Source organism: Legionella gratiana (assembly GCF_001467695.1).
GTDB classification, from domain to species: domain Bacteria; phylum Pseudomonadota; class Gammaproteobacteria; order Legionellales; family Legionellaceae; genus Legionella; species Legionella gratiana.
In genome coordinates, this window is record NZ_LNYE01000006.1 from 212,315 (window position 1) to 234,455 (window position 22,141).

Here is a 22,141-nt window from a genome sequence, read left to right on the forward strand (position 1 = left end):
GTATCCATTGGTCTAACATTCATTTAACCACATAAAAAGCATTTCTATACCTTTTATTATTTTAGCTATAATTATTAAAGAATAATGTTTTTAATCTATGGAATGATATGAGCGAGCCTATAATACTTTTAGATACCTCCTTAAGAGATGGGGGACATAGAACTAATTTTAATTTTACAGACATTGAATTAGAAGAAATCCTTCAACCTCTTGATAACTCAGGCATTGAATACATAGAAGTTGGCTATCGTAATGGCTCTTTAATACCCGCTGACGTAGGTAGGGCAGGCTGGTGCGCAAAAGAATATTTATCTTTTTGTAGGTCATTAATTAAACAAGCTAAAATAGCAGTGATGATTTATCCCAATAATGTAACTCAAGAAGATTTAATCGAATTAAAGGAATGTGATGTTGATTTATTAAGAATCTGCGTTCCTAAAGGTGAACTTGAATCCGCTTTGCCTAAAATAAAAATGGCTCGAAATGCACATATGAAGGTTGCGATTAATTTTGCCCAGACTTCTTGTTATAAAGAAAACGATCTGGACGAAGTGATGAAACAACTCAGCGATTATGAACCAGATATTATTTACTTTGCTGATTCCAATGGCAGTCTATTGCCACCACAAGTTAAAGCGCTTTATGATAGATATAGGAATACTTATCAAACATCTTTTGGATTCCATGCCCATGATAACCTTGGTTTAGCACAAGCCAATGCGTTAGCAGCTATAAGTGCTGGAGTACGCTTTATTGATGTCACGCTTGCAGGAATGGGGAGAGGAATAGGAAACTTAAAAACGGAGTTTTTTGTTGCTTATTTACATTCGATTCAATTCAAAAAGTACAATTTAGAAAATATAGTAAAAGCGGCAAATTACGTTCGTCATTCATTAAGAATCGGTCAAGAGCCTATTGAAATAAGTGAGTTTCTGCGTGGGATTTCTGATCAATAATAATCCTAAAAAATTATGGAGATTTCATTCGTATGGATGGCTCAACATCTTTGTTCATTGCAGTTTCTAAATGATGTTTAAATTTACCACCTGGTTTATCTAAGTAGCCTTGTGCTAAATTTTTTAAATCGGGATTATCAGGATCTTTTGCAAGAGCTTTTCCTAACTCTTGAACTTTTTTACTTTTCATATCGTCGGTAAAACCTTTATAACGATCTTTGATCTCTTCTTTGTTTACCTTATCAAAACCTCCTTTACGATTTGCTTCTTGACACGCAAGTATTCCCTGGATATTAGAACGAGAATTGGCAACAGTACAATTGTCGTATTTCTGTTGACTTTGAGGAATGTCATAAACAGGCTCTTTTCCTTTAGTGACTTTCGCCACTCTACCCATTATTTCATCGTGTGATTGCCCTTTGTAATGACCATTCATCATTTTATTGATAAACTCAGGAGTAACATCGCGCTTATCTACTTCATAGATTTGGGTTCCAAATTTCCCTGTTTTTTCTGCACCTTCGCCACGATTCGTTACTATTAAATAAGTTTTATTGGGATCTCCTGCCACCGGAGCAAAAGACAAACCCATAGCGTGTCCTTTACAATTTATAGGGACTGTTGTGATCTCTCCAGCTTGAATTCGTTTCGCTAGTGCATTGCCCGCTTCAGGAGATCCAGTAGGATTACTGCCATGAAATTTTGAAACACTATTTGTAAAATTAAATGCATTGGCAATTTGTTTGAAATCATCTTTAACGGGCTGACTTGAACACGATTTACTGTAATCAGAGACCGATTCTGTCATTAATTTATAAGCAGGACCTATGTGTGCTCGTTGCGATGGAGTACCATCTTTACTGGTCATTTCTATGCCCAAAACTAAGCCATACTCTTTAACTAAGTGCAAATTCTCCCGATCTGAAGGCCTGTAAGAAGATGGAAGTTGGATGGTACCATCAGCAAGTGCTTGTCGCCCTTTCTCACTGTCTATCGCAATATCAAATTCAGCTAGGGCTTGATTATCAAATTGTGCTCCAGACATGAGTAGCGCATTTGCAAGACTAAACTCTTGATCTTGTAATGCCTTAACTAATGCCGTCTGCCCGCGAGCATTTTTTGCAAGACTCAATGCAGTAGGAAGATCTTGATAACCACAGTCTTGAGCAATCTCTTTTAAAGGCACTTGCAATTGATCAAATTGCTGGTTTAAAAGCAAGTCATTCTTTTTTTGCAAAACTACAAATAATTCGAGCATAAACCGTTCTTCATCTGCTTTTGTATTTTGCTTATCTTTTAGTTTGTCATTAACAACGTCAGAATGACTTGTTATGGTGCTACTTGGAGCAGACAATTCGGGCATAATATCAAAACTCCCCATTTACTATTTTGAAACAGGCGGTGGTCCAGATGCACCTGCTGGCGCACCTGCATGTTGTGTTGATTCAACCGAACTCGAAGAGGGTGTAGGATTTTTAGCATCGCCACTACTTCCTGCTTCTCCACCATCTTGTATACCTTCCCCAGATGTACTTCCGCTACCACCAAAAGCTTTACCCAAGGCGCCTTTAACTTTCCCAACACCCTTCATAGCAACACCACCCATAGTCTTTTCCATGGTACCTTGTGCTGTTTGTGTTTCCTTACCAGCTTCTTGAACTTTGCCTTTTACTTCCTCACCCCATTGTGCACTTTCTTGACCAATACTTTCAGGAGTACCGCCTATCCAACGCAACACTTTATCCGGTAAGTAAGTAATTAGAGTAAACGATTTTTGAATGATGGTTAAATACAACATCGTGTAACTCAATACTGCGAAGAAGAATGCATAAATTGCAGTCCAATCGGTAAAACCTTTCGAGCCTCCCATTTGATTCCACAGTATGTTCCCTTTCAAAAGCTCTCCATTATTAGTTTCCTGTGCAACAAATGCTATAGCTTGGTCAAAACCTGCATTCAAAAGCCAAACGCCTACATAAGACAAGGCTATAGCGGAAATGTAACCAATGATCATCATCGTAGGTCTTAAAAAGACATTGAGCAAGAGCATGATCGCTGCCTCACCCTTACCAAAAGCATCATGTCCTTCAGGATGAGTAATACCCAATGCAATAATTGGCCCAGCAACCATCGCTTCAATTACCGCAATCATCCAACCTATTCCAGCAAAGACAAAAATTATATAGGGCAATATAGGCACATAATATGACGTGATAAAACCTATACCAACCATGATACCAACCCAAGCAATAACTAGAGGCATCGCTAAAGTAAGTAAGGCAAAAATAAATACACCAAATATAGGAATTAATGCGCTAGATATTGCTAATCCCAGCAAATAAACCCATAAATTACCTGCAAAATTGATATACTGACTTCCCATATTGGCTAAAGCGACCACAGGATTAACTCCTGGCTGGGCAATAATATAAAGGCCTTGCTGAAAGATTTGTGCCATACCTTGTAATGGAATTTCTAAGAATGCATCTATAATGGGATAAATAATCTGTAGAATTGTTTTTATAAAAATATTATATATAAACCTGATGATCCCGTTATAAACCACATTACCTACAATCCTTCCCAGACAAATATTGAAAAAGGGTTTTACTGCACCACAACTAAAACTTACTGAGGGTAAATCAACTGGAGTCGTATTCACCTGCACGGTGAAGCTGTCGCCGAAAGTCAGTGGCTGTGTTCCTGGTTGGCCAGGCGTTTGCATCATTAGGGAATTATTTAAAAAGCCAAATACTGTCGATGCTGAATTATTAGTCATTAAAGTCATATTTGTAGCAAGAGCAGGCACTTTAGTCATTGTGGAGGTTGCCCCTATGAGAGATACTAAATTGTTTACAGCAGTATCGCTAGAATTAAACCAAAGACATAGATTCGTCAAATCTTGGTCTGGTAGCTTTCCTGAACTGCAATTAGACGAGCTAGTGCCTGAGAATGGGCTGGTGATAACAGTAGGATCAAACTTACTATTCTCCAAACCTGTATTTTGATCTATCTGACTTGCATTGCTTATTGAAGAAGCTCCTTGGATTTGTACCAAATTGTAATAATAAGCACCTGCCATAATCCATCCTTGGAGTGATGCCTGATTAATAAAATTAGTAGCTGAGGTTTCATTATCTTGGCTAGTTAACATACGTGCCAAGTTAATTGTCGGCATCATAACTCCATTATAGCTATTAATCGCGTTAGTTAACTCTGTTCCGTTAAATAAAACTCCCCCAACTACAGTACCCGGCACAGGTCCCCACGTAACACATTCATTTTTTGTCTCATTGCATGCCGATCCATTTGTAGTATAAGGGATACCAAATTGTTGAGTTGCCCATGGAGGCGTAGGAGTTGTACCACTGCTACCAGTTGACGACATTTGAGGGTCATTACTAATTATTAAACGGGCTGTTGAAGACAAATCAGTATACATTTGTTGAACAGCAATAGCACGAGATAACTGAGTCATAGCAACTTCTGAAGGATTCAAGGTTACCTGATTACCATTCTTGCCAGAAATTGTAGTATTATTTGTTCCAGTACCTTGATTTGCACTTCCTGTATTAATCCCACTCGTATTGGTAGTTAATCCGCCAAATTGTTTAGGGTAGCTCGTTGCAAGACTGTTCCACTGTAGGGTACCACAAATTCCATTTAAAAAAGTGTAAGGTCCAGAGTCAAAATTAGGCATTTTAACACTATAACTTGAGGGTGTGGGCTTTGCGGTTTGTTGTGTCGTTTGTGCAGCAACTGCATTGACCGAGCTTAGAAAATCAGGAACAGGAGTTTTACAAAATGTATCCATTGGTGAACCTGGAGTAGCATTCTTGCAATCCCCTCCACTTTTTGCAGAAAGATAAGATTGTCTTACATTTTCCAGCTGGGTCTGCAAACCTAACATACATACTTGACCAGCAAGTATCGTTTCGGCACCGTTAGCAATACCACCAATTCCGGCTCCCTGACTCGAAGTAAGTTGTGACGCAGGATTTGATTGTTGTGCTTGAATAATCACACCACCACGATTTAGATAACTTAACGCAGCCTCCCAAACTTTATCGGCGGCCCCCACCCCTTGCACTACAACCCACATCACAAAAATCTGCATCATGCAATAACCCGAGGCTTTGGGAATTAATAATGCTAAACCGATTGTAGCGCGAATAGGAATCCAAATGGACGACCACTTTTGCCCAAGCATCTGCCCTTCATGAGCCGTATTCATGGTGGCTACTATAAGCGTATATAAAATAACAATGCCACCAATGGCGAGGACTGCCGCGTTAAACACGCCAAACATACTTCCCATAATTTGACTTCCAGTACCGCTTAACACCCCGTCAACAACACCGAATAAATTGCCAAGAAATACGACCGAATAATCACTGGCAGGAGGAGCAAAACTCAAAGAGCCATCAGCTGCTAAAACCAAACCAGAAAATAAAAAGAGAAGCACAGAGACGGCTAGTTTAATCATTTCTTCTCCCCTAATAAACCTTGCCTATACCATTCACTGAAGGTACATCCCAACTTTCGCTGTTTAATTTGAAAGTACCAAAAATGATAACGGAAGGCTAAAACCAATGCGATTGACATAACGACAAGACTCACAAAGAATGCCTTGAGAGACCCCAAGTAAAGCTGGTAACCTGCATAACATAAAATCAAAACTGCAGCAAGCATCATTAACATACTTAAGCGAAATAGTGCTTTTTGTTGGGCAAGTAAACGTTCATCACTGAGTCCAAATTTCTTTGTAGCATCAGTAAATGATTCCTCCGTTTCAATATTTTGATGAGGCACAAATAAGTGTTTAATCCCATTCCCCAAAGATACAGTGATTGCTTTCATCCGTTCCCAATCAAACCAACTACGAATCTTAAATATTCGTGAAAACAAAGTTACAATGCGTGAATGATGGTGTTTTTTCATATTTTTTACTTCTTTATTTTAACCTTCATAATATACTATAGTAGTAAGTATAGAGTTCGTCCATTCCATATTTACAGTAAAGAAAGAGTAAAAAATGCCTGATTTAAGTCATGAAGCCTCAGCCAAGTACTGGTTTGAATATATTGATCCTATGATTTATAGAGTTATCACGTTTATGGAGAGCGTTGAAGATTGGACTTTAGATGGAAATCCAGAATTTGAAAGAGCCATGGAGCAATTAGGCAATGAACTTGATGACATAGAAAAAATCGATATGGGGCTCTTAGCAGAAGAAGAAAAATTTATTCGTATCGTAGGAAACATCAAATCCGGTCGAGGACTTCGTTTGCTTCAAGCAATTGATACCGTCCACCCCGGTAGCGCTTCACGCATTTTAATTCATGCGGAAGAGACAAGCACTGGAAGCAATGATCCCGCTGGAATTTTTCTCAAAAGAAATATTGTTTTTGAACGCCTAAGGTTATTGTCTCGAGTTTTTTGCCAATATCGTCTAAAACTTGTTTTACGTGCACTCGAAGGGGAAGAATAAATGAAATTAAAATTTAAATTTGCATTGCTTAATTTGCTTTGCTTTGCTGCATTTCCTGCCACAGCAGATGATACAACGACCGAGTATCAACAACAGCAAGCATCTAGTAGTTTGCAAGAAATAGTTACCTATTTAACCAATTGGGGACAATATCTAGGCTATGATATCACCCAACCCAATAAGTTAGGCCTTAATGGTAGCCCCCTTCTTACCATAACATTGAATCAAGCGCAATCCGCGCAAGTTTCTTTATTTTATAGCTTTTTAGGCGCTATTCCATTTAATAGCCTTAACATGAGTAATCTTGGAACATTTGTGCCTCAGGAGGACAAAAATCTTTTTGACACGTTGAATCCTTATGCGAATGCTACTTTTCCAGGTTATTCTTCTCCTGATTCCTCATCCTCGCAAACTGGAATTGGGGTCAATGGCTTAATTGATCAAAAAAATCAAGGCAGCCAAACAAATCAAGGCAGCCAAACAGGTCAAATATCAGATCCCGTATCTCAGTCTATATTAAACATTTTAGGCACTCCAGATTATAGCTACTGTATAAACTATGATGGAAGTGGTGTGATACCAGACTGTCCTTACCTTACGGAGAGTCTTGTTGCGAGCAATGTGATAGGCCCTCTTCCTCCTGCAGATAGCTCAACAGCTCCATCTTATTTTTCTTATGATTACATTACAACGTTTTTAGGACAGGTTAATAGCAATTCATTAATTGCTCCTTTGATGTACTCAACCACGAGCGCAGGAGGAGGACAAGGAGCGCAAGGGTTAACCGCAAATAACCAAGCACAACAAGCAGCCAATTTTATTCGCTATGCTACAGGTGGTGTAGTCCCTATAAAATTACCCGTTTGGAAAGATTATGATAATCTGTATACTCAAGCCACAGCTCCTTCAAATAGCGCTACGGTCACACCCACTCAACAAATGCAAGCTCAAGCAACTCTCTCTCGGTATCTTGCGAGCTTGCGCACTTATGCCGCTCAAAATTCAGTGGGAATAAGTAACTTATATTATATTTTGTCAAAAAGGTTACCACAGGGCCCCAAAGCTCCTATTACTAATTTTGTCCAGCAACTACCTCAATCAACAAGCCAGGCATTGAATGAATTTAATATGGCAACATGGCGAATTTTTAATCCCACAACGGTCGAAGGTGAAACAGGTGCAGTAGGTAACACACAATGGATTGGCCAAATTAATAATGGTTCATCTGCATCTGTAGAAAAAGAAATCGCCATCTTACTTGCAGAAATCAATTACCAAATGTACTTAGATCGTCAAATTCATGAGCGTCTTTTACTCACTAACACTATTTTGTTAATGCAAAGTCTTCGTTCCACTCCACCTTCTGCTGATTTTTCGCAACCGCCGCAACAATAAATTTCTAAACTCCATTTCCTGGGTAAAGCGCTTTGCCCAGGACTTCCAAACTCACTCTTATTAAATGTGTAGTACATGTTCATAAAAAAATGGTGCAAAAAATGCTATATGTGTTATGATTTCACGCAAATCGTAACTTCATGTTTTTAAGAAAAAACTATGTCTAAAACCTATGTTTTTTATGTTGAGGGAATGACCTGTGTTAATTGTAGCAACGGCATAAAGCACTGCCTAAGAAGCAAATTTGGCGATAAACTACACTACTTTCATGTAGACCTGACAACAGCTGATCCTAAAAAAACGCTTGTAACCCTTGATAACGACGAAGATACACGAGCACATCAAATAATTTGGTCTGAATTAAAAGAAGAGATAGAAGATATTGGTTTCAGCTGTAGGGAGTACGAATACACTCCGGAATCCGCTCCAAAAGGAGCAATTCAAAATAAGCTCCAAGAACAACCTCAGCAAGCACTTTCTTGGAATACACTGATTACCAAAGTAAAAGCGCTTGTCGCCTCCCATTGGTTTCTGGGTGCAGTAGGATGTATTGCTGGACTTGCTGTGCTTATTGCTTGTCTTGCTACAGGGGGCTCTCTTGCATTTATGATTCCAATCGCCATTTTCAGTACCTTAACCACATTGGCCTTAGGAGCAAATTCTTATTACCAAGCTTGGTCAAAATTAACTAAAACCGGCATCTTAACCATGGATAGTTTATTTGCTCTAAGTTCACTATCCATTTTGGCTGTTTCCATTGCTTCGTTATTTGTCCCGTGGCTGCCAATGATGTTTGAAGCGGGATTGCTTATCTATGGTTTTAGACACATAGGTATTGCCATAGAAGAAACGATTAAAGAAAAAATAAGTACTGCTCGATTTCAAGACAGAGCACCTAAAATGGCAAGAAAACAAATTGATCTTGATATTGAAGAAACTCAATTAGAGCATATTAAACTAAATGAGGTGATCGTTATTCATCCAGGGGAAATTATTCCGCTCGATGGTATCTGTGTGAATGACAGCATTATTTATGACACAATTATTACAGGAGCGACCCGACCTCATTATTTTTCAGCCGAAAAAAAAGTATTGGCAGGCATGCGCTTAGCTGAAAATACAAATCCGTTAAAAATTCGCGTTACTCACACTCATACCAACTCTTATCTGAAACGACTTGATGCCTCAATAGAGAAATCCATATTAGAAAAAGCACCCATTGAAATCAAAACGGAGCAATTATTGACTTACTTTATTCCAACAGTAATTGCATTGGCAGTTATCTCTGGAGTAATTATGGGATTCTTTTTCCCAGCTGCTGTAGCACTTCAATGTGTGATTTCAATTTTAGCCAGCGCGTGCCCCTGTACTTTGGGTCTTATTACCCCGCTAGCAGTAAACACTGGCATGCATAAGGCTGCAGAAAATGGTGTGCAATTTAAAAGCGCAAAAACATTACAACAAGCCGAACAAATCGATACGGTAATTTTTGACTTAAATGGCACTTTAACTACCGGGGTACCTAAGATAAAAAATCTTTATTTATTGGATAACAGCAAGCTTTCAGAAGCAGATTTTCTTTCCATTTGCGAATCCTTAGAAAAGAAATCAAGCCACCCCATAGGAAAAGCCATTTATTCCTTTGCTAGCCAGCACAACAACCCAAAATTAGAGGCAACTGAGCTTGATGAAACATATCACTCAGGCGTAAGCGGAGTAGTACAGGATAATCACTATACCATTGGCAGCAAAGCATTAATGCATGAAAAAGGCGTTGCGATCCCATCAGAACTCAAACACCTTCCATTAGCAGCAGGTGATCAACTCGTTTATGTTGCACGTAACCAAGAAATCATTGGGGTTATGGTAGTAACCGATCCTTTACGTAAAGAGGCACAGCGCACCATTAATGCATTAAAAACCATGGGAAAAGAAATTCATTTATGCACTGGTGCTGATGAAGAAACTGCTCTTCGTTATGCAAAAGCTCTTGGCATCGAAAAAGTTTATGCCAATTGCATCGCAAGCTCTATGGAAAACAATCATCGATCAAAAACAGCCTATATTCAGGCTCTAAAAAAGCAAGGACGAAGGGTAGCCATGATAGGTGATGCAGGAAATGATGCTGAGGCAATCGCAGCCAGTGATCTAGGTATTGCTATAGCCTCTGATGGCAGTGACGAGTTGACACAACAAGTAGCGGGCATCGTCATTCATAATGACACTTTATTACCTATTGCTTCCGCTTTTGCAGTTTCAAAACAAACTGTAGCTAATATAAATCAAAATCTAGCGATGAATTTGATTTATAACAGTGCCGCAATACCGGCAGCAGCAATTTTTACCCTTAACCCTGTTATTTGTGTCGCATTAATGATTACTCAAGCCTGTATCACCTTCATGAACGTTTATCGCTTTAAACAACAGCCTTTGGAGCATTTGCAAGAAAAAACAAAGCAAGAATTCAAAGAACCTTCCTTCGAGGGATCTCATATTAAAATAAACAAACATACCCCAAGGTATAATAGTGAATCAATGTGTATCCAAGAGCCTTCTGCTACTCAGAAATCATTAAATAGTAAAACTACTGCTACTGCCCATCCTTTTTGGAGTGGTTGTATTTCTAACATAACTGCAGACAACGCTTCCGAAAACGTGGAAAGAAAATGTCATTTAATAGTACCTAATTAACTATATTGATCGAAAGTTATTTTTATTAGAGGCACAGGTAATATATGGTGATATTTTAAGAATATTTGCTTCAGTAAATAAGTTTTGTTGGTGTCAACCTGATGGTAATATCAACCACAATATTAAATTCAGAACTGATGTATAATGTCAACTAAGAAAAATTTTATAGGAATTAATGTTGAAACCCTTGTGTTAGTTGCTGTTTGGGAAACCCCTTTTATTTTTCAGGGATGTTTTAAAATTAATGAACTACAAGGTAACAATACTGTTTTGTTTTTCTTTAGAAGCCAGACGAGTCATGTGCAACAATCAGATATTCTTCACAAAGATTTTTTATCTGAGCAATACGATTTTACACACTTATATAATGAAGAAGGTCTGATTCAGTTAAATAACCTAGATCAGGTACATGAAGATGCTCTATATTTATTAAAATATGCTCTACATGTAACCTTGGGAAAGATGTTATCTAGTAGAAAAATGCATTTTACTTCGATAGATGATATTGCAATGCAAGCACTGATTGATAGAGTGAGGCCTATTTTAAATAGAGAATTAACTTTACCTGAGGAGGAGCATATTGGATTTGCTGTTGCAATGGATTTTTGTCCCGAAGAAGAAACCGCTTTATTACCTGCATTGGCTTTGCTTAGGAAATTAAAAAATACGAAGAACATTTATGTTTCAAAAATAATATAGCATGATCTTTAAATACGGCAGCTCTTCTGCCCAGTCTAGTTTCAAGCTCTTATTTTAAACCATAACCAAAACATATTTCTGATTTTGAATCTATCTCTGAATCTTTTTCTTGCTGCTCTAATTCAGTATTATTGTTTTTTCCGACCTCTTCCAATGTTCTAGTCAACATTGCCTGTTTTAAATTCTCCGCGGCTTTCTCTTTATCCTTGCTATTTACTTTATTCCGTTGCTCTGGGCTGAGATTTTGCAAGCTCCCCTTATTCTCTTGCAGCAATAGTCGCTGCAATATCCGGGCTGAAGTGGGAGCCAGAGGCATTTCTGGTTTAACCTGATTGTTTATTGATTGTTGTCCTGCGATTAGTACTTCGTTTACTAATTCGGTTATCTTCTTTGCTTCTTTTCTATCAACTATTCCCTTTATTCCAACAAGCCCCACACCCATTAAAGCAGTAATTCCAGCAGCAATACCTAAAGGAGGCAAGAAAACTACAGCTAGAGCAATTAAGGCTGTAGTTGCCATAGCTAACGCCATCGTGGAGATTTTAAATCCTGTGCTCAGTTTACTTTTTGAAGCGAGTATTGAGTCTGTACACGCTTTAAAATCATTAAGTGCTTGTTGTTTTAAAGAGGCATTTACATTTGTGCTTAAAACTTGTTTGATTGCTTTGATTAAGGGCTCAATGTTGATATCCGAATTCTGCTTGATTTCGTTTATTAATTTAACCTGCATCACCAACGGGCTAGTATAAATGACATAGGTAAATTCTCCGTTCTTATTTTCCGGCTCTTCTAGATAGGGAAATTCTTTTGCAAGTTCATAAATTATGTTGTTTTGGGATTTAAGGGTTACCCGAGATACATTATAGATATTTTTCTCAAGCGTCATGGAGCTCATTTCGATATTCAATTTAGCAATTTTTTCATGAAATCCATCTAAATCATAATTCTGCGGAAAAATACACTCTTGATAGGTATCGCTTTTCAACGCCTCGGCAACAGAAACGTCACGACATTTGACAACACAACCGGTTTGTTCATCGATAATTTGTGATGGTAAGCGGACTATCTTGTTCTTCCTAAAAGTAAATCCACCATCAGTACAATCATATTCTTCACGAAACTTAGCGAAGTTATTTCCTGTACCATTATGGTGAAAGCCATCATCAAGAGGAGGAAGACGGCGATTAAAATCACCACAAAAGAAATGATTGTTTGATTCCTTCAACATATTATTTAGGACCTCTTCCCCCTCTGTAGCCTTATCCGCATGAGAAAGATGACCGTTGGAGATAATACAAGTCTCATCTTGATAGTTAAACTCTATTGAGCTAATTTTGAGCTTAGGATCTTCTTGCATTTTCATAAAAGAAATCTCTTTCGTATTCCATAGAGTCGCGATATTTCCCTTCGAAAATTTAAACTCCCAATCATCACCTAGATTTTTTTGCAAATTCTTAACAAAAGTTTCTGTAGTTTCTTGTAATAAAAGAATTGGTGCGGAAATAGCTCGTTTTTGTAGCGTTTGAATGAGTCTTTTCTCACGCTCAAAATACATTTTTTCAACTTCTTTGCTTGCTTCAAAACCCTCAGGGACCGATTTCCATAAATTGCCTCGTACGTTATTATCGGGATCATTGATGTCATTCACTATTAATGGCCCTGTTAATGCTACGTTGTATGTAACTACATCAAATGACTTATTTTGTTCAGTACTGCAATGAATTAGTTGGGGTTTATGATCAGAATATACTTCATCCCAAGTAAGCACATTCGGATGAGCTATAAAGTCCTCGAGCCTTAGAGCCGCTCTTCTTTTGGGATGAACATAAAAAGGGATTAAGTTGGAAGGTAACCCCTCTTGTTTTGGAGCTTTAAAGTTATATTTTTCAAAAACAGTTAAGATTGCCTTGACCCGATCATCTTTTAACACTTTCGATAGTTGTACCAGCCATTGCTTTTGTTGAAGAAATGATTCTAATTGGGAATGTTCCTCTTTTGATAATATATCCTCAAATGCGGTAAGGTTATCTGGATTAGGAGCTTCGAAGTATGTATCAAGAGCTTTGCGAAGCCCGAACCTATCTGAATTTGATGTATCTTTTACTGTTGGCATTGTGATAGCTCCTTATACTCTAAGCAAAAAAAGCGATTACTTCTGCTCAAGAATTTTATTTGTACTTTTAGTTTATTATCTCGCGATTAAGATAAAGTTAGATTGATATTCCAATAAGTTGTTTGATATTTTCCTAAAATTTTAACTGAGCTGCAGAAGCCATGGCTTTATCAATTGGTTGCTTAGGTAATTTAGCAAGTTGGATGGTTCACATGCTTTGCACGCGTATTTTTTAAGAATGTGAACGACACGAAAAGTCATTTAAGAAACCACATCCAGCTGCTCTGCTCTGTGATTTCATCAAAGATGTGGATTAAACTGGATCCCGTTCGTTTAGCGACATAAAAGGCTTTCTATGCCTTTTATGTCGAACTCGTTATTAACATACTTTAGTACTTTTGGAGCAATCTAAAACCAGAGACAGCTTTTCCATCACCTCGTCAACTGAAATTAATTGCATAGGTTCATCACCATGTACATGTTGTCCCCATACTTCTTCAATGCATGTGCTTCCTAAAATTTTTTTTGCTGCCTCAGGATAACGATCCACCACTAAATGTTGAAAAAGATAGGGACCAGAAATAAGGGGATTGGTTACAGCATGCAATGCAACAACAGGAGTATTTACAGCTGTAGCCATATGAGAAGGCCCCGTATCAGGGCAAAGAACAACAGATGCTTTACTAATCAACGCTAATAGTTGTTTCGGTTTGCTTTTGCCTACAAGATTAATTGCTGGAATAACTTTTGTGATTTGTTCGGCAAGCTGTTTATCAAAATCACCTGGGCCACCAGTAATGAGCACGTGTACATTCCATCTGGCTTGAGCTCGCTGTAACACTTCAATATAACGTGCAATAGGCCAACTCCGTTCTGGCTTACTCGCCGCAGGATTAATGACTAATATAGGTCCCTCTTTGGGCAAATAATGTTCAGCCCATTGATAATCAGCAGGAGAAATAGGTAAATCCCAGCGAATGACTCGCTCCTGAACCCCTAACGCTTGAGCAAATTTTAAAAAACCATCTAAAGTATGTTCCAATCCTGGTGTAATTCGCTCATTAACAAACAAGCCATGAGCATCGTTTGCTCTATGGTCATCGTAACCTATTTTGCGTTTCGCACGAATTAATGGATAAAGTAAATTTGTCCTAAGGCTCGCTTGTGGGGCTAAAAGTACATCAAAAGCCCGTCCTTTCATTTGTTTCTTAAAAGACCAATAATCGTTAATGCTACTGGGCTTGTCAATTAAAATGAACTCAACGCCATCCATTCCCTCTACCAAATCAAAAGCCGGTTTAGAAATAATCCAAGTCAACCGAGCTTGTGGCAAACTCGCCTGTAAAGTTCTAATGAGAGGAACAACCATTAGAACATCACCTAAAGCAGATAATCTTACAATACAAATCGAATGAATCATGTAGGTGATCCACCTCTGTCAGAAACGGCCGCATTTGCAACCGTTAGAGTCAACATTAACATGGGAAGGAACCTAGGCTATTACTTAATCATTCTGTAAAACAAATCGCGAACCACAATAAGGACAAACCTCTACTCCTGTTTTTTCTATAGGCAGATAAACCTTAGGGTGTGCATTCCATAGCACCATATCTTTTGTTGGACAACTCAGAGGTAATTCATCATGATGTACCACATAGTTTTTTTGGGTACTCGCGGGTATTGGTTTAGTTTCTGACATAATGTTCCTTTAATAAAGGTTTTTTAGGATTATCCAAAAAAAGAATTATCTAATATTTCCCTGGTTTTCGCTATAATCTGATCGCGAAAAGCTTCGTTTTGCGGATCATAATATAAAGCGTCCTCCCAATGCCTTAACCAAGTTAATTGACGCTTAGCTAATTGACGCGTAGCAGCAATTCCTTTGTCACGCATTGTAGAATAGCCATAATCATTTTGAAGATATTCTAGAACTTGTCTATAACCCACGCAACGCATCGAGGGCAAGTTTATCGATAACTGCCATTTTTGCCGTAGTTGTTTCACTTCCTCAATAAATCCTGCCTGTAACATGTGATCAAAACGTTGGGCAATACGTTCATGTAGCCATGCTCGATTTTCTGGAAAAAGGATAAAATTGACAAAATGGTGTGCGTTCTTTTCCTTTTGGTGCTCGAAAAAAGTGGATAAAGTCGTTCCGCTTAAATAATATACCTCTAATGCACGTTGAATTCGTTGCGCATCGTTCGCATGAATACGTGTAGCGCTATCAGGATCAATTTGCATTAATTGTTCATGCAGTCTTCCCCAACCATGCATCGCTGCTTCATTTTCTAGTTGTTCGCGTAAGACCGGATCAGCCTCAGGTAAGGCAGCTAGGCCTTTTTGTAATGCATTAAAATACATCATTGTCCCACCAACAAGTAATGGGATCTTACCTTTCATAAAAATCTCATCGCATAGAGATAAAGAATCACTGCAAAATTGAGCTGCAGAATAGGATTCCACGGGATCTTTAATATTAATTAAATGATGAGGAGCACTATGTAACTCTTTAGGACTAGGTTTGGCTGTTCCAATATTCATTTCCCTATAAATCATCGCCGAATCTACACTGATAATTTCAAAAGGATAATGTGTTACTAACTCACAAGCTAAAGCAGTTTTCCCTGCAGCAGTAGGTCCCATTAAACAAAAAATCAATTTAGACATCTAAGAAGTTCCGACAATCTTCAACGGTTAATGCTTTAAATAATCCAGTTTTTTTATGTTCTTCTCCGTGAGCGTTTAATAACAACTCATTTAACTCCATTTTTTCCTCAAGACTTAATAACCTAGGATCAAAAACTTGTGCTTGACTCATGAGTTCGATTAGTTTGGGAAAGTGAACTACCTCCAGATCAGCTACAGCATCCAAAAATAAGCGTAAGTCCAAATAGGGCATACAAAGTGGGATACTCCGAATTGATATCTCCTGATCTCCAAAATCTCCAATATGTATTCCTAATTGACTCAAGCAATAAATAAAATCCGAACGATTCGTAACAAACTTGGTAGGTAGAGGATAACGAATCGGCACCAACAAGGGTCTACTTACTAGGGGGAAAGTCAATCCAGACATTTGTTGTTGTATCTTATATTGTTGTAACGCCATAAGATTAACGATATAAGGCTGTTGCTGAATAAAAACCAAAATATAGTGATTGTTTAAAATAATCCAAGGCTGATCAAGCGTGTTAATGCACTCTCTCATTAGAGTCAGCTTAGGATATGGCTCATAAATCTCTTTTGCTTGGTTGGCGTGAAATTTACGTACGGTTTCTTGATTCCTCTCTTTTTGAGCGCCCAATGCCGCGGTTAATTGTGACGTAAAGAAATCAACAATTAACCGCGGCTGCTGAAAACGTACTTCATGCTTTGTAGGATGTACATTCACATCAACTTCGGCATGATTTATTGTTAAATACAACACACATGCCGGAAAGCGACCTGGATGTAATAAACCATCATAAACCTGCTTTAATGCATGATGAATTAACTTGTCTTTTACCATGCGTTCGTTGATATAAACCCATAAACGATCACTTTGACTACGCTGGAATTTAGTACCACTTATCCACCCACGCAGTTTCATTGAATGATGATCCACATCAAGATGGATCGCTTCTTTAACAAACGCACTACCCATTATTCGAGTTATCCGGATTAATTGAGATTGTTCGCTTGTTGCCGCAGGAAGTAAGAGCACCTGTTTCCCATTATGTTTTAGGGTTAATGCAATTCCAGGTGCACTTAAAGCAAAACGTTTCACCACTGTTTCTATTGCTTGAAACTCTAATTTTTCACTCTTTAAAAATCGTTTTCGCACCGGGGCATTAAAAAATAAATCAACAACATCTACCGTAGTTCCTACAGCACGGGCACAAGAAGAACACGTTATTTCCGTACCTTGCACACGCAATACCATCGCTGTTTCTTGCTGTGCTGGTCTAGAACTGATACTGACTTTAGCTACTGAAGCAATACTGGCCAATGCTTCGCCACGAAACCCCATACTCTCAATTGCGTACAAATCATCAAGTGAATTAATTTTACTCGTAGCATGGGGCGCAATAGCCAAAGGCAAATCATCTGCCACAATTCCTATTCCATTATCACTAATTTTAATTTGATTTAGGCCGCCATAACTAATTTCAATAGTAATTGCAGAAGCCCCTGCATCAAAGGCATTTTCAAGTAATTCTTTTACTACAGATGCTGGACGCTCTATTACTTCTCCAGCAGCTATTTGATTGGCTATTAATGGGGGTAGCTGTCGAATTCTCATGGTCATAGATCACCCTCCAACCGTTTGCTTAGATATAAGTTTGAGGGATCTGAACTATTACTTCTCATGCCCATGCTGGAGGAATCACCAATTTCTGCCCAGGTCGAAGTCGACTGATACCTCGCAAATGATTTGCTGATTGGAGTGCTGTGACTGAAACATGATAACGAGCCGCTATAGCAGGCAGCGTTTCACCAGTTCGAACTAAATGAATTGTATTTGTTGCCATTGCTTCAATACGTGATCCATGCGGAGGATGCTCCCAGAAATATCCTTTAATGCCTTGAAAAATGGCTTGACTTAAACGAGCTTGATAAGCAGGACTAGTGAGATTCCGCTCTTCAATAGGATTCGATATAAATCCTGTTTCAACTAAAATTGAAGGAATATCGGGAGATTTTAAAACAACAAAACGAGCTTGCTCTACTTTGTGATTGTGTAGATCAGTAAAATTGCCGAGTTGATTTAAAACTCGCCCTCCCATTTGTAAGCCTGCATTAATCGTAGCCGTTTGAGATAAATCAATTAATACGGAACGCACTACCCCATTTCGATCATCTAACTCACCTAAATTCACTCCACCTAATTCAGAATAGTTTTCTTTTTCAGCAAGCCAACGAGCAGCTTCACTCGTTGCTCCTCTTTGGGATAATGCAAATACGGAGGCACCATGAGAATGTGGGTTATTAAATGCATCTGCATGAATAGCAACAAAAATATCACCATTATGTCTTCTAGCAATATCTAAACGTTGACGAAGACCTACATAATAATCACCTGAACGCGTTAATACTGCACGCATACCTGGCTGCCTATCAATTAATTGCTTTAGTTTTAAAGTAATTGCCAATACCACATCTTTTTCACGGCTATGTCGTGGACCTCGAGCTCCGGGATCCTTCCCTCCATGACCTGCATCTAGAACAACAATGACATCACGCAATCGAGTAGGTTTGCCACTAACCTTAATAGGTGCTTGACGTGCTAGAATAGGTTGTACTGGCTGTTGCGATGCATTCATGTTCTGTTTTGGCAATTGTTGTTGAAACTGTTTGATTGGCATTTTTTGAGTTGCTGGCAACTCCTTCATAGGTGTACTCGAAGCAACTGGGGCTACCAGATGACCACTATGCAATAAATCAACTCGTATTCCACCATAAGCCCCATTAGGCTGCCAAGGAGATGAACGTAGTTGTACTTTTTGATTTACTTCAAAAACTAATCGTAAAGTTCTAGGCTCAGAATGCCCGCTACGAACTTGTTTCACTAATCCGTTAATTAAACCTAATTGATTTAAATCTACAGCTAATTGAGTTTCTTTTAAATCTAATACAACTCGCTCAGGCTGGCTTAATAAAAAGAGTTTATGTGTAAATGATCCATCAATGGTCAAGTAAAGAGAAGTTTGGTTTCCTTGTTGTTTTAAAACAATTGACTTAAGTTGAGCGCTCAAAGTAACAACAGACCAAAGACATAATACAATAAAAATCCATAAGCGAATGATCATGTTTCTCCTGCCAGGCGAGCTAAAATTTCTTTACCAGCCGCGCTCAATGCCATTATTTGCACTTCACGTCCAGCCCCTTTAACGTGTAACTTAAAACGAATATCGATATAAGGCAATGCGGTTCCTGCATTTTCAGCCCATTCAATGCAACAAATACTACTTGGCACAAAATAATCTCGAAACCCTAAATACTCCAATTCGTCCTCATGATGTATTCGATATAGATCAAAATGATGCACGAGCATGTCTTGACAGGTGTAGCTTTCGACTAAGGAAAAAGTGGGACTCTTAATAGCAGATTGAACTCCTAGGCACTTTAGCATGGCACGAATAATCGTGGTTTTTCCTGCGCCTAGATCACCACTAAAAGCCATGATTAAAGAAGGAGTTAGGCATGAAGCCAAACGAGAGGCAAAATGTACGCTCGCTTTTTCGTCAGGTAAATCCAGCATTAGTGCATTAGGTTGATTCGTATCCATCATTCAGAACAATTCAATACATGTGGTATAGCATCCAACAAATCACTGGCTAATAATCCAGTCCCTCCTAGTTTTTTCGCGATCCAGTCTCCAGCAACCGCATGGACCCAAACGCCACACTGTGCTGAATGAGCTAAAGAAAAACCTTGGGCACAAAAACCGGCAATAATACCGCTCAATACATCGCCCATCCCTGCACTAGCCATACCAGGATTTCCACGAGGGCAGATAAATGTGTTTTTTTCAGCGGTTTGAATCACAGTTCCAGCACCTTTTAATACAACAACACCACCATATTGTTGTTGGATTTTTGCTGCAGCTTGATATCTATCTTGCTGAATCAAATCAGTAGCGCAAGAAAGAAGACTTGCTGCTTCCCCAGGATGTGGCGTTAATACCCAATTATCATCTGATTGCGCGTTACTTGCTAACAATCTTAATGCGGAGGCATCAATCACCATAGGTAATTGTGACGTAATTGCTGTCAAAAATAGCTCAATAGCCCAATCACTTTCTCCGAGACCAGGCCCTATAACACAAACGGAAGCTTTTGCTAAAAGTGGTTTTAAGTCTTTTGCAGTTTTAATACCACTTACCATAGCTTCAGGAATTAAGGATAAAGCGCTTTTTGCATATTCAGGCCAAGTTGCCACAGTAACTGACCCAGCACCCGTTCGCAGTGTTGCTTTTGCCGCAAGACTAATGGCTCCTGGCATGCCTGGGCCTCCTCCTATTACTAAGACATGGCCATAATTCCCTTTATGCGAATTTTTTTTACGCTTAGAAAGTGGTAAAGATAAAGCAATAGAATTTAGTAAACGTGCAGCAGGTGCTAATTGAGTAGTACAGGCTTCCAAGCCTAACGGACAACAATAAATATCCCCACAATAATCTGGACCATCCGCAGTATACATACCTTGCTTTTGAGCTATGAATGTTGCAGTGACATTGGCTTTAACACAAAGGTTTTCCACCTGTCCTGTATCTGCATTAAGGCCTGATGGAATATCTAAAGCCACTACAGGAAGGCCACTTGCATTGATCTGATGAATTGCTGATGCAATATTTCCCCGCACAGGTCCTCTTAAACCAATACCTAGAAGAGCATCGATAATTAACTCAGCTTCGCTATCTAAAGGCTCCTCCGCAGGTTGGCAGTCAACTCCAGCATTAATGGCCATCAAAGCTGCATGTTGGGCAGCAATGGGCAAATCAGCCAATGCCTTGCATTGATAAACAGTAGCAAATAATCCATGTTCATGTGCTAATCGTGCAACAACATATCCATCACCCGCATTATTTCCCGAACCACAATAAACTGCAAGATGACGAATATGAGGATAAAGTTTTATTATAAGCGAAAATGCCTCTGCTCCCGCTCGAGACATCAATGTATTTTCATCTAATTGATATAAAGAAGTAGCCTGTTGCTCACAAATTCTAATTTGCTCACAACGATAAAGGGCATTTTCTGACATGCTACTTCACTAATTTCAACGATGGCTTACTTTTAGAAGACACTGGGCCTTCAACATCTGATGTAGATGAGCCCGAAGATGCCGGAGGCGGCTCTTCTTCATCTTCAAGTGCAAAGGCTATGCCCCTACCATTTTCTTTGGCATATATTTCCAATACAGCTGCTGGAGGAACAAAAATTTGCTCTGTCTTTCCTGAAAAACGCGCCGTAAAGATTATCCGATCATTCTCTAACAAAAGACCTCGAGTAGCTGCTGGAGAAATGTTCAACACAATACGATCATGATTCACGTGCTCTCTTGGAACCTGTACACCTAAATATGCTGCATTAACCAAAATATAAGGTGTTAATTCGTTATCGACTATCCAGTCGTAGGCAGCGCGAATTAAATACGGTTTATTTGATGTCATAGTCATATATTTATGCCGCTCGCAATTGTCGCTCAACGTCAGTCAAACTTGTTTGAAACGATTCACGTTTGAACAAGCGCTGCATGTAAGCGATTATTCCTTTAAACTCTGGTGCAATATCTATCCCTAAACGAGGCAAGCGCCACAATAAGGGAGCTAATGCACAATCCAATAAAGAAAACTCATCACTTAAAAAATAAGGTTTATCTGCAAAAACAGGTTCAAGAGCCACTAAACTTTCAAATAAGCTTGTTCTCGCCTCTTCAACATTCTTATCTCTTAAGATATTATTCATTAAATAATACCAATCATGTTCTATTCTGTGCATCATTTTTCGTGTTTCCGCACGAGCAACTGGATAAACAGGTAATAACGGTGGATGAGGAAAACGCTCATCTAAATATTCCATAATAATACGTGGTTCATAAAGTACAAGTTCTCTATCGATTAATGTAGGAATTGTTCCATATGGATTAACTGATAACAGATCAGCACTAGGTTCTGCTTGCTTTGCTGCAAGAATTTCTACATTAACTCCTTTTTCAGCCAACACGATACGAACTTGATGACTGTAGACATCATCCGTATCTGAAAATAAAGACATTATAGTGCGCTTTGCAACAATTGCCATGAGCAAC

Annotated in this window: 18 protein-coding genes; 5 read left to right on the forward strand and 13 right to left on the reverse strand. The window is 38.8% G+C overall.

Annotated elements, in window-relative coordinates; genetic code table 11:
• The first annotated feature begins 107 nt into the window (after positions 1-107).
• Positions 108-956 carry a beta/alpha barrel domain-containing protein gene (locus Lgra_RS03405; RefSeq protein WP_058497882.1) on the forward strand — a complete coding sequence of 283 codons (849 nt, stop codon included), beginning with the start codon at positions 108-110 and terminating at the stop codon, positions 954-956.
• A gap of 13 nt (positions 957-969) precedes the next feature.
• Here Lgra_RS03405 and ankD read toward each other — a convergent pair whose 3' ends face one another.
• The 3 genes from ankD to icmV are packed head-to-tail and all read right to left on the reverse strand — an operon-like array spanning position 970 to position 5,897.
• Entirely contained in the window at positions 970-2,319 is a 1,350-nt protein-coding gene (ankD, locus tag Lgra_RS03410) for a Dot/Icm T4SS effector AnkD/LegA15 (RefSeq protein ID WP_058497936.1), read from the reverse strand.
• Positions 2,320-2,340: 21 nt separating this feature from the next.
• Positions 2,341-5,442 (reverse strand): type IVB secretion system protein DotA, encoded by a 3,102-nt coding sequence (gene dotA, locus Lgra_RS03415; RefSeq protein WP_058497883.1) that lies wholly within the window; start codon positions 5,440-5,442, stop codon positions 2,341-2,343.
• Positions 5,439-5,897, reverse strand: coding sequence for a type IVB secretion system protein IcmV (gene icmV / locus Lgra_RS03420; RefSeq protein WP_058497884.1), 459 nt, complete (start codon positions 5,895-5,897; stop codon positions 5,439-5,441). The genes dotA and icmV overlap by 4 nt, the downstream gene beginning before the upstream one ends.
• A gap of 94 nt (positions 5,898-5,991) precedes the next feature.
• On the opposite strand from icmV, the gene icmW reads away from it, so the two are divergent.
• The 4 genes from icmW to Lgra_RS03440 all read left to right on the forward strand — a co-directional run bounded on the left by icmW (position 5,992) and on the right by Lgra_RS03440 (position 11,232).
• Positions 5,992-6,447, forward strand: a complete 456-nt coding sequence (gene icmW / locus Lgra_RS03425) for a type IVB secretion system protein IcmW (protein WP_058497885.1) — start codon at positions 5,992-5,994, stop codon at positions 6,445-6,447.
• Positions 6,448-7,842 carry a type IVB secretion system protein IcmX gene (gene icmX / locus Lgra_RS03430; protein WP_058497886.1) on the forward strand — a complete coding sequence of 465 codons (1,395 nt, stop codon included), beginning with the start codon at positions 6,448-6,450 and terminating at the stop codon, positions 7,840-7,842.
• A 159-nt stretch (positions 7,843-8,001) separates the two neighbouring features.
• Complete coding sequence (locus tag Lgra_RS03435; protein WP_058497887.1) at positions 8,002-10,533, forward strand: heavy metal translocating P-type ATPase; 2,532 nt, start codon at positions 8,002-8,004, stop codon at positions 10,531-10,533.
• 144 nt (positions 10,534-10,677) lie between these two features.
• Entirely contained in the window at positions 10,678-11,232 is a 555-nt protein-coding gene (locus tag Lgra_RS03440; RefSeq protein WP_058497888.1) for a hypothetical protein, read from the forward strand.
• Between the two features lie 49 nt (positions 11,233-11,281).
• Here Lgra_RS03440 and Lgra_RS03445 read toward each other — a convergent pair whose 3' ends face one another.
• The 10 genes from Lgra_RS03445 to Lgra_RS03490 form a co-directional block, all read right to left on the reverse strand.
• Positions 11,282-13,345 carry an exonuclease/endonuclease/phosphatase family protein gene (locus Lgra_RS03445; protein WP_058497889.1) on the reverse strand — a complete coding sequence of 688 codons (2,064 nt, stop codon included), beginning with the start codon at positions 13,343-13,345 and terminating at the stop codon, positions 11,282-11,284.
• Positions 13,346-13,724: 379 nt separating this feature from the next.
• Entirely contained in the window at positions 13,725-14,765 is a 1,041-nt protein-coding gene (locus Lgra_RS03450; RefSeq protein ID WP_058497890.1) for a glycosyltransferase family 9 protein, read from the reverse strand.
• 84 nt (positions 14,766-14,849) lie between these two features.
• The gene (locus Lgra_RS03455) at positions 14,850-15,044 is read right to left on the reverse strand and encodes a zinc-finger domain-containing protein (protein ID WP_058497891.1); all 195 of its coding nucleotides are present in this window, start codon (positions 15,042-15,044) and stop codon (positions 14,850-14,852) included.
• A 29-nt stretch (positions 15,045-15,073) separates the two neighbouring features.
• Entirely contained in the window at positions 15,074-16,015 is a 942-nt protein-coding gene (gene miaA, locus Lgra_RS03460) for a tRNA (adenosine(37)-N6)-dimethylallyltransferase MiaA (RefSeq protein ID WP_058497892.1), read from the reverse strand.
• A complete protein-coding gene (gene mutL / locus Lgra_RS03465) occupies positions 16,008-17,636 on the reverse strand; it encodes a DNA mismatch repair endonuclease MutL (RefSeq protein ID WP_058497893.1) in 1,629 nt (542 codons plus the stop codon). Before mutL ends, miaA begins: the two co-directional genes overlap by 8 nt.
• 58 nt (positions 17,637-17,694) lie before the next feature.
• The gene (locus tag Lgra_RS03470) at positions 17,695-19,137 is read right to left on the reverse strand and encodes an N-acetylmuramoyl-L-alanine amidase family protein (RefSeq protein ID WP_058497894.1); all 1,443 of its coding nucleotides are present in this window, start codon (positions 19,135-19,137) and stop codon (positions 17,695-17,697) included.
• A complete protein-coding gene (tsaE, locus tag Lgra_RS03475) occupies positions 19,134-19,619 on the reverse strand; it encodes a tRNA (adenosine(37)-N6)-threonylcarbamoyltransferase complex ATPase subunit type 1 TsaE (protein ID WP_058497895.1) in 486 nt (161 codons plus the stop codon). The genes Lgra_RS03470 and tsaE overlap by 4 nt, the downstream gene beginning before the upstream one ends.
• Complete coding sequence (locus Lgra_RS03480; RefSeq protein WP_058497896.1) at positions 19,616-21,094, reverse strand: NAD(P)H-hydrate dehydratase; 1,479 nt, start codon at positions 21,092-21,094, stop codon at positions 19,616-19,618. The genes tsaE and Lgra_RS03480 overlap by 4 nt, the downstream gene beginning before the upstream one ends.
• Position 21,095: 1 nt before the next feature.
• Positions 21,096-21,509 (reverse strand): ClpXP protease specificity-enhancing factor, encoded by a 414-nt coding sequence (locus tag Lgra_RS03485; protein ID WP_058497897.1) that lies wholly within the window; start codon positions 21,507-21,509, stop codon positions 21,096-21,098.
• Between the two features lie 4 nt (positions 21,510-21,513).
• Positions 21,514-22,134, reverse strand: a complete 621-nt coding sequence (locus Lgra_RS03490; protein WP_058497898.1) for a glutathione S-transferase N-terminal domain-containing protein — start codon at positions 22,132-22,134, stop codon at positions 21,514-21,516.
• Positions 22,135-22,141 lie beyond the last annotated feature (7 nt).